At 61.0% G+C, this 13,828-nt stretch carries 15 protein-coding genes; 11 read left to right on the top strand and 4 right to left on the bottom strand.

Annotated features, from left to right (window positions below; genetic code table 11):
* The first annotated feature begins 87 nt into the window (after window positions 1–87).
* The 3 genes from Q1A89_RS04260 (at window position 88) to Q1A89_RS04250 (ending at window position 3,467) form a co-directional block, all read left to right on the top strand.
* The gene (locus Q1A89_RS04260) at window positions 88–708 is read left to right on the top strand and encodes a GntR family transcriptional regulator (protein WP_299724248.1); all 621 of its coding nucleotides are present in this window, start codon (window positions 88–90) and stop codon (window positions 706–708) included.
* Window positions 705–1,730 carry an AbrB family transcriptional regulator gene (locus tag Q1A89_RS04255; RefSeq protein ID WP_299724246.1) on the top strand — a complete coding sequence of 342 codons (1,026 nt, stop codon included), beginning with the start codon at window positions 705–707 and terminating at the stop codon, window positions 1,728–1,730. The genes Q1A89_RS04260 and Q1A89_RS04255 overlap by 4 nt, the downstream gene beginning before the upstream one ends.
* 159 nt (window positions 1,731–1,889) lie before the next feature.
* Window positions 1,890–3,467, top strand: coding sequence for an ABC transporter substrate-binding protein (locus Q1A89_RS04250; protein WP_299724244.1), 1,578 nt, complete (start codon window positions 1,890–1,892; stop codon window positions 3,465–3,467).
* Here the strand turns inward: Q1A89_RS04250 and Q1A89_RS04245 are convergent.
* Together Q1A89_RS04245 and Q1A89_RS04240 are read right to left on the bottom strand one after the other, a co-directional pair.
* Entirely contained in the window at window positions 3,464–3,745 is a 282-nt protein-coding gene (locus Q1A89_RS04245; protein ID WP_299724242.1) for a hypothetical protein, read from the bottom strand. The genes Q1A89_RS04250 and Q1A89_RS04245 overlap by 4 nt on opposite strands.
* A gap of 67 nt (window positions 3,746–3,812) precedes the next feature.
* Window positions 3,813–4,757: a hypothetical protein gene (locus Q1A89_RS04240; protein WP_299724240.1), complete on the bottom strand. Its 945-nt coding sequence runs from the start codon at window positions 4,755–4,757 to the stop codon at window positions 3,813–3,815.
* A gap of 444 nt (window positions 4,758–5,201) precedes the next feature.
* Between Q1A89_RS04240 and Q1A89_RS04235 the strand changes: the two genes are divergently transcribed.
* Entirely contained in the window at window positions 5,202–6,764 is a 1,563-nt protein-coding gene (locus tag Q1A89_RS04235) for an ABC transporter substrate-binding protein (protein WP_299724238.1), read from the top strand.
* A gap of 159 nt (window positions 6,765–6,923) precedes the next feature.
* Here Q1A89_RS04235 and Q1A89_RS04230 read toward each other — a convergent pair whose 3' ends face one another.
* Window positions 6,924–7,265 carry a plastocyanin/azurin family copper-binding protein gene (locus Q1A89_RS04230; protein WP_299724236.1) on the bottom strand — a complete coding sequence of 114 codons (342 nt, stop codon included), beginning with the start codon at window positions 7,263–7,265 and terminating at the stop codon, window positions 6,924–6,926.
* On the bottom strand, window positions 7,262–7,789 hold the full coding sequence (locus Q1A89_RS04225) for a DUF4142 domain-containing protein (protein WP_299724234.1): 528 nt from the start codon (window positions 7,787–7,789) through the stop codon (window positions 7,262–7,264). The genes Q1A89_RS04230 and Q1A89_RS04225 overlap by 4 nt, the downstream gene beginning before the upstream one ends.
* A 137-nt stretch (window positions 7,790–7,926) precedes the next feature.
* Between Q1A89_RS04225 and Q1A89_RS04220 the strand changes: the two genes are divergently transcribed.
* From Q1A89_RS04220 to Q1A89_RS04190, 7 genes are all read left to right on the top strand, one after another.
* Window positions 7,927–8,886, top strand: a complete 960-nt coding sequence (locus Q1A89_RS04220; RefSeq protein WP_299724232.1) for an AraC family transcriptional regulator — start codon at window positions 7,927–7,929, stop codon at window positions 8,884–8,886.
* A 72-nt stretch (window positions 8,887–8,958) separates the two neighbouring features.
* Window positions 8,959–9,939, top strand: coding sequence for an ABC transporter permease (locus Q1A89_RS04215; protein WP_299724230.1), 981 nt, complete (start codon window positions 8,959–8,961; stop codon window positions 9,937–9,939).
* A gap of 2 nt (window positions 9,940–9,941) precedes the next feature.
* Window positions 9,942–10,895, top strand: coding sequence for an ABC transporter permease (locus Q1A89_RS04210; RefSeq protein ID WP_299724228.1), 954 nt, complete (start codon window positions 9,942–9,944; stop codon window positions 10,893–10,895).
* A gap of 9 nt (window positions 10,896–10,904) precedes the next feature.
* A complete protein-coding gene (locus tag Q1A89_RS04205; RefSeq protein ID WP_299724225.1) occupies window positions 10,905–11,360 on the top strand; it encodes a DUF2059 domain-containing protein in 456 nt (151 codons plus the stop codon).
* Window positions 11,361–11,518: 158 nt separating this feature from the next.
* Entirely contained in the window at window positions 11,519–11,701 is a 183-nt protein-coding gene (locus Q1A89_RS04200; RefSeq protein WP_299724223.1) for a hypothetical protein, read from the top strand.
* 126 nt (window positions 11,702–11,827) lie between these two features.
* On the top strand, window positions 11,828–12,808 hold the full coding sequence (locus Q1A89_RS04195) for an ABC transporter ATP-binding protein (RefSeq protein WP_299724221.1): 981 nt from the start codon (window positions 11,828–11,830) through the stop codon (window positions 12,806–12,808).
* Window positions 12,808–13,770: an oligopeptide/dipeptide ABC transporter ATP-binding protein gene (locus tag Q1A89_RS04190; RefSeq protein ID WP_299724219.1), complete on the top strand. Its 963-nt coding sequence runs from the start codon at window positions 12,808–12,810 to the stop codon at window positions 13,768–13,770. The genes Q1A89_RS04195 and Q1A89_RS04190 overlap by 1 nt, the downstream gene beginning before the upstream one ends.
* Window positions 13,771–13,828 lie beyond the last annotated feature (58 nt).

The following is a 13,828-nucleotide window of genomic DNA, read 5'->3' as shown; positions in this document are numbered from 1 at the left end:
CCTTTGACTCGGGCCCCTTGGGCGCGTATGCCCATCTTGTATCCACTTGGATACAAAATATGAGGGCACATTATGAACTCGCCTGACATGAGCCAGGGAGAAGCGGCATATGCCAGCCTGATTGCCGCCATCCGCGCAGGCACCTTTGCGCCCGGCGACCGGCTGCGCGAAACGGATATCGCGGACCGCCTCAACCTGTCCCGCACGCCGGTGCGCGAGGCGCTGCGTCGGCTTGAGGCGGACGGCATCGTCGAACACCGCCCGCGTCTGGGTGCGATCATCCGCCAGCTCAGCCATGGCGAGCTGGTCGAGCTTTACGAGATGCGCACCGTGCTGGAACGCACCGCCGCTGAAATGGCCGCCAAACACGCAAGCCCCGCCGAAGTCGCCGCCCTGCGCGCCCTCAATGCGGGCCTTGCAGCAAGCGCATCTGCAAAGGCCGCCGCGCTCAATCAGGACTTTCACCGCGGGATATACCTCGCCACGCGCAACAGATTTCTGCTGGATGCCGCGCGCGCACTCAACAACGCGCTGATGCTGCTGGGGCCGACCACACTGGACGATCCAGCGCGCATTGCGCTGGTCAGCGAACAACACGAGCTGATCCTTGATGCCATCGAGGATGGCGACGTGGCCGCAGCCGGCGACGCAGCCGAGGCGCATCTGCAGACCTCGCTGATCCACCGGCTCAAGGGGCTTGGGTCATGATGCGCGTCGCGATCACCTTTGCCATTGCAGCCCTTGGTGTTGCCGCCTTTCACGCCGCCGCCCTGCCCCTGCCCTGGCTGCTCGGGCCCATTGCGGCCTGCCTGATCGCGTCCCTGTCGGGTGTGAGGATGGAGGGGATCAAGCCCCTGAACGAAGGGATGCGCACCCTTCTGGGGCTGGCGGTGGGGGCGACCTTCACGCCCGTCATGCTGGCCTCGATGGCGCAGATGTGGCCGACATTGTTACTGATTCCGGTGATGATCCTCGTCATCGGGCTGATCGGCGTGCCCTATTTCCAGCGCATCTGGGGCTATGACTTTGCCACCAGTTATTATTCGACGATGCCCGGGGGCCTGCAGGACATGCTGGTCTTTGGCGAAGAGGCCGGGGGCAATCCGCGCACCCTTTCGCTGATCCACGCCACGCGGGTGCTGGTGATCGTGGTGGCGCTGCCCTTCATCCTGCAAGGGGTCTGGGGGGCGGATCTGTCCAACCCGCCGGGCGCGCCCGCCCAAAGCGTACCACCCGGACAGCTGGCGCTGATGGTGGCCTGTGCCATTGTCGGCTGGCAAGGGGCCAAGCGGATCGGCATGTTCGGCGCGTCGATCCTCGGCCCGCTGATTGTCGCGGCCATCTGCGCGCTGGCAGGCCTGTTGCACCACCGCCCGCCGGTCGAGGCGATCTGGTCTGCGCAGTTCTTTATCGGCATGGGGGTGGGCATGAAATACACCGGAATCACCATGGCCGAGGTGCGGCGCGATCTGGCGGCGGGCTTCGGGTTTTGCGTAATCCTGATGGTGCTGACGCTGGTTTTTGTCGAGGCGGTCTATGGCTTTGGGCTGGCCAACGGGATGAACGCGCTTTTGGCCTTTGCCCCGGGTGGGCAGGCGGAACTGACGATCCTTGCGCTGATTGTCGGCGCCGACATGGCCTTTGTGATTGCGCATCACGTGCTGCGGATATTCGTCGTCATCCTTGGGGCGCCGCTGTTTGCGCGAATGTTCAAGGCACCCACGGTTTAGGCGGGCACGCCAGCCACAGACGCCCTTGTACTTGCCCTGTTTTGCAGCCGAATGCGGACCGGCACGATCAGAAACACAACAATTGCCGCAGGAACCGCCTTGCCAATCGCGCCCAAGTGGCAAACACTCTGCGCAATATCAAAAACGGGGAGATATCTGATGAAACTCACTTCCATCCTGTCAGCCGCAATGCTGCTGTCCAGCACCGCGCTTGTCAGCGCCGAGACGCTGAAATGGGCGCGCTCAGGCGACGCACTTACGCTGGACCCACATGCCCAGAACGAAGGGCCAACCCACACCATCCGCCACCAGATGTATGAGCCGCTCATCATTCGCGACACCACCGGCGCGTTCGAAGCGGCGCTGGCCACCGAGTGGGGACCCAAAGAGGGCGACCCCAACGTCTGGGTGTTCAAACTGCGCGAGGGCGTGAAATTCCACGGCGGAGAAGACTTCAACGCCGAGGATGTCGTGTTCACCTTTGAACGCGCACAACAGCCCAATTCGGACATGAAAGAGCTGATCGGCTCGATCACCGAAGTGCGCGCGGTGGACGACTATACGGTCGAAATGGTCACCGACGGGCCGAACCCGATCCTGCCTTCCAACCTCACCAACCTGTTCATCATGGACAAGGGCTGGGCCGAGGCCAACAACACCGTGAACGTGCAGGACTTTGAAGGCGGCGAGATCACCTTTGCCACCACCAACGTCAACGGCACCGGACCTTACGTGCTGACCAGCCGCGAGCCCGACGTCAAAACCGTGATGACCCGCAACGAGAACTATTGGGGCCGCGACCAGTTCCCGCTCGAAGTCAGCGAGATCGTCTATACGCCCATCCAAAACGCCGCGACCCGCGTTGCGGCCATGCTGTCGGGTGAAGTGAACTTCCTTCAGGACATGCCGGTGCAGGATCTGGAGCGGATCAACGCCGCCGAAGGTCTGGTGGTCAAAAAGGCCCCGCAAAACCGGGTGATCTTTTTCGGTATGAACCAGGGCGCCGATGACATCGAGGCCGACAATGTGGATGGCAAGAACCCGCTCGCGGACGTGCGTGTGCGCAAGGCGATGTCGATGGCAATCAACCGCGATGCGATCCAGCAGGTCGTGATGCGTGGCCAGTCCGAGCCAGCGGGCATGATCGCCCCACCCTTCGTGAACGGCTGGACGTCTGACATGGACGCCGAATCCTCCACCGACATCGAGGGCGCCAAGGCGCTGATGGCCGAAGCAGGCTACGGCGATGGTTTCTCGATCCGGCTGGACTGCCCGAATGATCGCTACATCAATGATGAAGCGATCTGTCAGGCGGCTGTCGGCATGCTGGGCCAGATCGGGGTCAACGTGAACCTCGATGCCAAACCCAAGGCGCAGCACTTCCCGTTGATCACAGACGGCAAGACCGACTTCTATATGCTGGGCTGGGGCGTGCCGACCTACGATTCCGAGTACATCTTCAACTTCCTCGTGCACTCGCGCGGTTCGGACATCGGCACATGGAACGGCACAGGATTTTCCAGTGCTGATCTCGACGCCAAGATCAAATCGCTGGCCTCCAACACCGACCTCGCAGCGCGCAACGCGGACATCGCCAGCATCTGGCGCACCGTGCAGGACGAGGCACTGTACATCCCGGTGCACCACCAGGTGCTGAACTGGGGCATGGCCGAAGGTGTGGGCATCGAGGTTGACCCCGAAGATCAACCCAAGGTGAAATACATCACCATGAACTAAGTCGCGTACCAAGCGCAGGAAAAGGCGGTACCGTTGGTGCCGCCTTTTTTGTTGGGCGTTGAGTTGGGGAGAAAAACGGTTGTTTGAGGCGCGAATGGCAATCTTCGTTCAGAGCCAAGAGCTTTGGTTGGATTTGATAGTGGACGGTTGGCCAGCAGGACGAAGCGCCCTTTCGCTGCGCCTGCACGAAAGTCTGCTTCGAAGAAGCCGGCACTGGAAATGACTTCTTTTCGTGGAGGGGCTACTCTGGAAAATTGGAGAATTTTTGTGACAGTCATGCAGCTTCACGGAGCCCGCGAACACGGATGGCAACTACGTGAATGGTTCTAAATTGGAGGGCAAACGTTAGACCTTGTACCAGTCTTGAACAGCCTGGGCTGCTTCTTCAGCACTCATCATCATCTCAACTTCAGCAATGGCGCTTGCGGCATCTGTGGGCGTTGCAATCAGTTCGGTGAAGCCGCTCGCCAAGTCGTGCGCAGACCCGCTTCCGGAATAGATTGCATCAACTTCAAGCGCTCGAGAAACCCGATGTTGTAGCAGGTGGTCGAAAAAACGCCTGTAGACTATCTCTGAGTATTTGCCGTGCGCATCGACATCATCCGGCGCAACCAAACCAAGTTGTAGGGCTTTTTCGTGCGTTAGACGCCAAGCTAAGTCCATTGTGGCGGGCGGGGCATCTTTGGCTTCATGTGGGTGTTGTGGTTTCGCAAAAGTCGCCCTCCGGATCGCCTCTAACTTTTCCAGCACCTCTGGCGTTGGCACAGGATAGAAGAAAGCTGCGCTATCGGACGCCAATACTTGCTCTGCTTGGTCCGGAAGTGTCTGAACAAATTCAGAATATCTGTTCCCGACAATCGGGACTTCCCCAATGATTATTTCCGTTGGATCACTGTTCTTCTCCAGCCAAAGGGCAATGGATTGCCTCCCCCAATGTCCGGCGGCTCTTCGAACAATCGGATGGCTCCCATCCACAACATCCGGGTACTTCGCAAGAATCCGTTCTTCTTGGAATGGCGCAAGTGCAATGTCCCAACGTATCATCTTAACGCGGCGCTCTGCTGTCTTCGCAATCAAGACCGCCTCGCGCAGCAGGAAAGATTTTCCGGATGCAGGCAATCCCGTAAATAAGACCAACCGGCAATGTCGCACGGCGTCGTTCAGAACCTTCCAAGTACTGGTTTCTGAAAAGTTATCGGTCGAAATGGCGCACCCCCCTGAAACCCGCGACGAAAGAACAAATGCAGCGATGACTCTAACAAAAATGACCGTCTCGAAACGGTAAGACATTTGGAGAAAACTGCAAGCGGCTCCCAAGGTGGCTCGCCTTGCGGCACAATGGTTTTTCGGAATCTGTGGTGCGTCAAGAAAGACTCGCATGTGTTGCGCGACCAGACATTCGCGCCGCACTCAGAATTTGCGATTCTGTGCTCACAGCCGCCCCTCGTTGCAACGCAACCACTCAGCACACGGATCGGAAGCAAGCCGAAGGCGCCGATCCATTGCCAGTCCGCCCCACCGGGCTGGCAACAGATCGGCGCTGCATGTTGTGATGGGCTCCAGACGTGGACATCGACCATGGCTCCGCAAACCCAGCGCCCTGTAGGCGACTGCAGCCCATCCAACCTTCATCGCCTTTCAACGCAACGCCATCAACACCCCTCCCCTTCCATTTCTGCGCGTACTCGGCTCTAGTATCCTCAAAGCTCTGCCACCTCACGAAAAGGATACCCGATGTTCCGATACGTTCTCCCCATCGCCCTCAGCCTTGGAGCCGCTCCCGTATGGGCTGAAAACTTCAAATGGGCGGAAACGACCGACCCGCAGACTATGGACCCGCATGCGGTCAACTCGGCCCCCGTTCTGGGCTTCCTCAACAACGTCTACGAAGGGCTCGTGCGGCGCGGCAAGGACATGGCGATCGAGCCGTCGCTGGCCACCGCATGGGAACCCATTGGCGACGGTGAGGGCTGGCGCTTTACCCTTCGCCAGGGCGTCACCTTTCACGGCGGCGAAGCCTTCAACGCCGACGACGTGATCTTTTCCTACCAGCGGGCGAGCGACGAATCCTCGGACACGCGCAGCTGGTTTGCGCCGGTTTCGGACGTGGTCAAGGTCGACGACTATACGGTCGACATCATGACAACGGCGCCCAACCCGATCTTTCCCGACAGCATCGCCAACTGGATGATCATGGATTCCGGCTGGGCCGAGGCCAATGGCACCACCCTCCCCGACAAGGAAAACGGCAACCACGCCACGCTCAACACCAACGGCACCGGCCCCTTCCGGGTCACCGTGCGCGAGCCCGGTCTGATGACCGTGCTGGAACCTCATGCCGACTGGTGGGACGAGGCCGAGCACAACATCACCAACGCTCAACTGACGCCGATCCAGAACTCGGCCACCGCGGTGGCGGCCCTGCTGTCAGGCGATGTCGACCTGATCAACCCGGTGCCAATTCAGGACACCGCGCGGCTGGCTGGCAACGACGCGGTCAAGGTGTTCCAGGGGATCGAGGCGCGGATCATCATGCTCGGCTTTCCGCATGAGGCCGACGCGCTGAAATACTCCAACGACACCACCGACACCAACCCCTTCTCGGACGTGCGGGTGCGCCGCGCGGTGGCCCATGCGATCAACGTGCCTGCCATCCTGCAGACGATCATGCGCGGCAATGCGGAGCCTGCCAGCCAGTTGGTGAGTGCGGCGATGCGCGGCTATTCGGCGGGCTTGAGCGAACGGCCCGCCTATGACCCTGATGCGGCCAAGGCGCTGCTGGCCGAGGCGGGATATGAGAACGGGTTCTCCTTTGGCCTCAAATGTCCCAACGACCGCTACCTGAATGACGAGGCTGTCTGTCAGGCGATCACGGGCATGCTGGCGCAGGTGGGGATCACGGCGACGCTGGATGCGATGCCGGTTCAGAACTACTGGCCCGAACTGCGCGCCGACAATTTTGACATGTATCTTCTGGGCTGGTCGCCGGGCACCTTTGATGCCGAGCATCCGGTGCGCTTTCTGGCCTCCACCCCCAACGAGGAGAAGAAGCTGGGGTCGTGGAACTTTGGCGGCTATTCGAACGCCCGCGTGGACGAGTTGTTGCCAATGATCCAGTCGGAGATCGACGATACCAAGCGGCAGGCGATGCTGGATGAAACGGCCAAGATCCTGCAGGACGAGGTGGCCTATGTGCCGCTTTATGTCCAGCCGCTGGTCTGGGGGGCGCAGAGCAACATCGAGCTGACCCAGCGTCCGGACAACTTCTTCATCCTGAAATGGGTGACGGTGAACTAAGAAGGGCTGTCCCACGCTGGGACAGCACCCCACTCTAACAAAATCAGTGGCTTACAGAGGCGGATTAACCTTTCGACAAGGTTTCCGCCTCTTTTCGTGAGTGGTGGGGGCCTGTTGCCGCGACCTGTGGCAGGCCACATCCGAGCGATCCGCTGGCCGTCAGACCAGCTCTATCGCGCCCTTCATGTGGGGGTGAAACACACAAAAATATTGTGTGTCCATTTCAGCGGTGACGATCACCTCCGCGCTTTGGTTTCGCACGATCTCGCCAGTGTCCCAGTCAAAGGACTCGGCCGTGGCCGTGTGGGGCGCGAGGTCTTCGTTGATCCACCGGACCGTGTCCCCGACACGGACCTGAATGCGGTCAGGCACAAAGGCAAAGCGTTTGATCCGGACCTCGTGCGCCGTGGGGGCCGCCAGAACCGAGCCCGGCATAGCAAGAGCGGCGGATGTTGCCGCCACTCCTGCGATCACCTTGCGGCGGGTTACGAGCGCGGTCATTTGCCGAGCTTTTTGACCATCATCTCGGCGTGCTTTTCATGCGCCTTGAAGATTTCGAGACCTTCCTCGAACAGCGCCTTGACCTCGGCGTTGTCGATGTTGGGGATCATCGTCCCACCCACCAGTGCGTTGACTTCCTGGTGATAGGCCAGTTCGTTTTCAGCGTAAGCCTTGTCAAAGGCAGCGCCTTCCAGCTCGATGAACCCGGCGATGATCTGGTCGGCGCGCACTTCGAGGGATTGGCTGACGGCGTTGTCCTGCGCGCTGGCACCCAGTTTTTCCAGCAGGCCCAGTGCGGCGGCATTCACGGCCTCATGATCGCGGATCATGGTGCGGGCGAATTCGTGCACGTCGGGGTTCTTGGACAGGGCCAGCGCGAGATGCGCGTAGCGAATGTCGATATTGTCAGCCGTGTAGGCGATATGCGCGAATTCGAGATCGTTCATCGCGGCAACGTCTTGTGCGGTGGCCGGGGCGCCCATCAGGGCAACGGCAAAGGCGAGAGCGGATATCATGGTCTTCATTGGGTTTCTCCATCATTTTTTGACTATGAGACCACGTACCCCACAAAATACCCTGCGATACATGCGCATACGTTCATAATTTCATACAGATCGTTCAAACTCTTGTACGAAGAGAAAATTTAGTGCATGTCAGAGGCATGCTTGATCTGCTCAGTGATATCCTCACCCGACTGTCCATGCGCGGCACACTCTATTTCCGCACGTCCTTTTCCAAGCCGTGGGGGGTCGCCGTTCCGCCGTTCGAGAACGTGGCGCGGTTCCACTATGCGCACCGGGGTGCGTGCCTTGTGCGCGTGGCCGGGGTCGCCGAACCGGTTACGATCGAACAGGGGGATCTGATCATCGTTCCGCATGGCGCCTCGCATGACCTTTATTGCGGACATGACCCCGATACGACCGTGCTGCCGCTGGAAACCGTTCTGGAAAAATCCGGTTTTGATGGCACCGGGGTGCTGGTCTATGGCGGCGAGTCCCAGCCGGTGAGCGAAACCCAGTTGATCTGCGGGCATTTCTCGTTCGTGCCTGATTCCACGCATATCCTGTTTGAACGTCTGCCACCGCTGCTTCACATCAAGAACTATGGCGAAACGGCTGGGAAATGGATGGAGGCGACGCTGCGGGTGATCGGGGACGAGGCCGGTGGCCAACGCATGGGCGGCGATCTGATCGCGCTGAAGATGTCCGAGGCGATTCTGGCCCAAGCCATCCGCAGCTTTGTCGAGAGTGATGCCGCCCCAACATGGGGGCTGAGCGGGTTTTCGGATCAGAACATCGTGGGGGCGCTGGATGCATTTCACAAAACCCCGCAACGCAACTGGACGGTCGAACGCCTCGCCAGCAGTGCGGGCATGTCACGCACCAGTTTTGCGGTGACGTTCCAGAAAAAGATGGCGATGACGCCGCTGGACTATGTGACACGCTGGCGGATGGAGATTGCCAAGACCGCCCTGATGGACCCGATCAACTCGGTCGCGGATGTGGCGGAATGTGTGGGCTATGCCTCGGATTCCGCATTCGCGCGCGCGTTCAAGAAGGAAACTGGGTTTTCCCCTGCAGGCTTCAAGAAAAGCAGAACGGCGGCGGCACTGGCGGGCTAAAGTCGCGCCTGCGCATGCGCTCTGCCCCGCTTTCCGCTTGACCCGCACCGTCACACGTTATCTGCTTGGCCCATGCTCGCCTACATCATCCAACGCATCGCCCAATCCGCCCTTGTCCTGCTCGTCGTCGGGCTGGTGGCGTTTTCGATGTTCCGTTTTGTCGGTGATCCCATCGACAACATGCTGGGGCAGGAACGCACGCAGGCCGATATCGAGCGACTGCGCGAGGTTCTGGGCCTCGATCAGCCTTTTGTGGTGCAGTATTACAAGTTCCTCAGCAGCGCCGTGCAAGGCAATTTTGGCGTGTCTTATCGGCAGGGTCGCCCGGTCGCCGAGATCCTGATGGAGCGCGCGCCCGCCACCCTTGAACTGGCCGCTGTCAGCGGATTGCTGGCCATTTCGATCGGCATTGGTCTGGGCGTCTTTACCGCGATTCGACGCAACGGGCTCGGGGCGAATGTGATCATGTCCGTGTCGTTGATCGGGGTGTCACTGCCGACGTTTCTGATCGGTATCCTGTTGATATACCTATTTTCTGTGGAGCTGGGCTGGCTGCCCAGTTTCGGACGGGGGGAGACCGTCAAGATCGGCAACTGGTCCACCGGGTTCCTGACCGAAAGCGGTCTGAAGGCGCTGATCCTGCCGTCGATTACCCTCGGGCTTTATCAGATGACTCTGATCATGCGGCTGGTGCGCTCCGAGATGCTGGAGGTCTTGCGTCAGGATTATATCCGTTTTGCCCGCGCCCGTGGCCTGCGCGAGCGGGCGGTGAACTTTCGCCATGCCCTCAAGAACACGCTGGTACCGGTGATCACGGTGACGGGCTTGCAGTTGGGGTCGATCATCGCTTTTGCCATCATCACCGAGACGGTGTTTCAGTGGCCCGGTGTGGGCCTGTTGTTCATCAACGCGATCCAGTTTGTCGATATCCCGGTGATGGCGGCCTATCTGATGCTGATTTCGGTGATGTTTGTGGGCATAAACCTGATTGTGGACCTGCTTTATTTCGCCATTGACCCGCGCCTGCGCGCTGACCGGACCGGAGGGCACTGAAGATGGTCGACACCCCGCTGCCCGACACGCCTGTCAAGGACCCCTCGCGCCTGTCGCTCGCGATGCAGTCCGATTTCATGTACCAGTTCAAGCGCTCGCCCGTGGCGGTGGTCAGCTTTGCGCTGGTGTTGCTGTTGGTGCTGAGCGCGCTTTTTGCGCCGTTGATTGCGCCCTATAACCCGTTTGATCCCGCCTCGCTGAACCTCATGAACGGGTTTTCGGCGCCGATGACCCCCAATGCGTTCACCGGCGATACGTTCTGGCTGGGCACGGACGATCAGGGGCGGGATGTGTTTTCCACCATCCTTTACGGCATGCGCATATCGCTGTTTGTGGGCGCCGCCGCGGTGGCCTTTGCGATGGTGCTGGGCATCACGCTGGGCCTGCTTGCGGGCTATGTGGGGGGCTGGACCGAGACCATCATCATGCGCGTGGCGGACGTGCAGCTGACCTTTCCCGCGATCCTCGTGGCGATGCTGATCTTTGGGATCGCCAAGGGCGTGACCCCCGTGGAATACCGCGACCAGATGGCGATCTGGGTGTTGATCGTCGCCATTGGGCTGTCCGACTGGGTGCAGTTTGCCCGTGTGGTGCGCGGTGCGACGCTGGTGGAAAAGAACAAGGAATACGTGGCCGCCGCCAAGCTGATCGGGCGCACCGGCCCTGCCATCATGGTGCGCCACATCCTGCCCAATGTACTCTCGCCAGTCCTCGTGATCGCGACCATCTCGCTGGCGCTCGCGATTATCGCCGAGGCGACGCTGTCCTTCCTTGGCGTCGGCGCGCCACCCACGCAGCCGTCGCTGGGCACCCTGATCCGCATCGGCCAGGGCTTCCTGTTCTCGGGCGAGTGGTGGATCCTGCTGTTCCCGGCGGTGACGCTGTTGGTGCTGGCCCTGTCGGTGAACCTGCTCGGGGACTGGCTGCGCGATGCGCTGAACCCACGGCTCAGATAGGAAACACCCGTGAAAAAATTCGCCTTCCTCTGTGTCCTCGCACTGTCGGCACCAGCCTATGCGCAGGACCAATCCCGGCTTGACGCCGCACAGGCCTATGTAGAAACGCCGGTCCAGCAAAAGCTGCTGGACGACATGTTTTCCCCTGCAGGCGTGATGGCGCAGCTGGGCCTGACGGGCGGGCAACTGACGCTTGAGCAGCAGGAAACCGTCGCAGGCATCGTGTCGGAGGAATTGCAGAGCATGAAACCCTCGATCGTCAACGCGATGGTCGAAGGCATGGCGCAAAGCTTTACGCTTGAAGAAATCGAGGCACTGACCGCCTTTTATTCTTCGCCTGTGGGCGCGTCGGCCATGTCGAAAATGACGCCCTTCATGCAACAGACGATGACCAGCCTGGGGCCGGAATTTCAGGCCATGCAAGCCCGGCTCATTCCCCGCATTCAGGCCGAATTGAGCAAGTAGCACGGGCACAGTTTCCACCCCGGAAGTCGCGCGCGCCCTCGGGCGAGCGAATAATCGCGCCCTGCATTTGCGCCAAAACCCCAATTCCTGTAGTGTCGAAAGTCCACATTGCCGGTGCGCGAGGCGCACCCTCTCGTTTGATGAACAAGGAGGCAAGAATGGAAGCCACCAAAGTCGCAGTTTATGCAAACGCGCTCTATGCAGCGCATGGGGACAGGGCCGAGGCAGAAGCGGCCCAGAAGGCCACCGAGGCACTGAGCGCCCAAAAGCTGAGCGAAGCCAAGGCCTGGCGCGCGGTACGCGCCTCGATCCGGCGCCTCAGAGGCCCCAACCAGAGCTGACCGGGCCAACTGCCTGCCAGCTTTGGCCGCGCGCACTCCGTCCACACTTGGGCGGTCTGCCTGTCATGTTGCTTGCCATCCTCTGTCGAAGTTCTCATAAAAGACTTCGCAACAGAGTGGATTGCCGTGACAGCCCCTATTCTCTCCATCCGCAACCTCACCGTCGACATCCCCACCCGGCACGGCACGCTGCGCCCCGTGGACAACGTCTCTTACGACATTGCGGCCGGTGAAATCCTTGGCGTTGTGGGCGAATCCGGGGCCGGTAAGTCCATGGCTGGAAATGCGGTCATCGGGCTGCTGAACCCGCCCGCCCATATCGCATCGGGCGAGATTCACCTGAACGGCACCCGCATCGACCACCTTGCGGGCGACACCATGCGCCGTCTGCGCGGCAAGGAAATCGGGATGGTGTTTCAGGACCCGCTGACCTCGCTCAATCCGCTGCTCAGGATTGGCGATCAGCTGACCGAAACCATGCTGGCCCATCTCGATATCTCGCAATCCGAGGCGCGCAAACGGGCCGTTGCGGCGCTGGACGAGGTTGGCATTCCGGGCGCCGCCGAGCGGGTCGACAGCTATCCGCATGAATTCTCGGGCGGCATGCGCCAGCGGGTGGTGATTGCGCTGGCGCTCTGCGCCGAGCCGTCCCTGATCATTGCGGATGAGCCGACCACGGCCCTTGATGTGAGCGTGCAGGCACAGATCATCGCGCTGCTGAAACGGCTGTGTCGCGAACGGGGCACCGCCGTTATGCTGATCACCCACGATATGGGCGTGATTGCCGAGGCCTGCGACCGCGTGGCGGTGATGTATGCAGGCAAACTGGCCGAGTTGGGACCGGTGCGGGATGTACTCACCGCGCCGCTGCACCCCTATACGGACGGGCTGATGGGTTCGACCCCGCTGGCCTCGCGCGGCAAGGACCGGCTGCACCAGATCCCCGGCGCGATGCCGCGGCTGGATGCGCTGCCGCAGGGCTGTGCCTTTCACCCGCGCTGCCCGCGTGCCGCCGAACAATGCCGCGCCGATCCCGCCCCGCGCATCGAGGATGGCGCGGGCCGGGCCGCCTGTTTCTTTCCCATCGACCGGGTCGAGGTCGCCTGATGGCCCTTGTCAGCATCCGCAACCTCACGCGCATCTTTGACGTGTCCAAACCCTGGCTCAACCGCGTGCTTGAACGCCGCCCGCGCGCCTTGCTGACGGCAGTGTCGGATGTGAGTTTCGAGATCGAGGAAAAGACGGTTTATGCCCTTGTGGGCGAATCCGGGTCCGGCAAGTCCACCATCGGCAAGATGCTGGTGGGGCTCCTTGGTCCCTCCGAAGGGTCGGTGGACATCCGCGGCGTCGATCTGGCACGCGAGAAGGATGCGGCCAAGGTGGACGCAGTGCGCGCCGACATCCAGATGATCTTTCAGGACCCGTTTGCCTCGCTCAACCCACGCTGGCGGGTGCGCGACATCATCGCCGAACCGGTGGCGGCGCGGGGGGGCGATACGAACGGGCTGGCCGAAAAGCTGCTGGAACAGGTGGGGCTGAGCGCGCGCGATGCGGGCAAGTTTCCGCATGAGTTTTCCGGTGGTCAGCGCCAGCGGATCTGCATCGCCCGCGCGCTGGCGTCAGAACCGAAGCTGATCGTTTGTGACGAGCCGACCTCGGCGCTGGACGTGTCCGTGCAGGCGCAGGTGCTGAACCTGATGAGCGATCTCAAGGACGAATTTGGCCTCACCTACCTGTTCATCAGCCACGATCTGACCGTGGTCCAGCACATGGCTGACCGGATCGGTGTGCTTTATCTCGGGCGTCTCGTCGAAGAGGCCACCCCTGCCGAACTCTTTGACGACCCCAAGCACCCTTATACGCAGATGCTGCTGGCCGCGGCCCCCAAGCTTGATGGGTTCGGGCGCGAAGTGACCCCGCCCACGGGCGAGATCCCCGACCCGATCAACCCACCGCCCGGCTGCGCCTACAACCCGCGCTGCCCGCTGGCACAGGCGATCTGCCGCGAAGAACGGCCTGCCTTGCGCGCCGTCGGCGGCGCGCGCGTGGCTTGTCATATGGTGGAATAAGCTTCAGAGGCCGGATTTGCATATTTTTGGAACAATGAAATAAGGCGGTCCGCCCCCC

This window comes from uncultured Tateyamaria sp. (genome assembly GCF_947503045.1).
Classification (GTDB): domain Bacteria; phylum Pseudomonadota; class Alphaproteobacteria; order Rhodobacterales; family Rhodobacteraceae; genus Tateyamaria.
The sequence above is the reverse complement of the archived record's forward strand: the minus strand, read 5'-3'. Positions and strand labels throughout refer to the sequence as shown.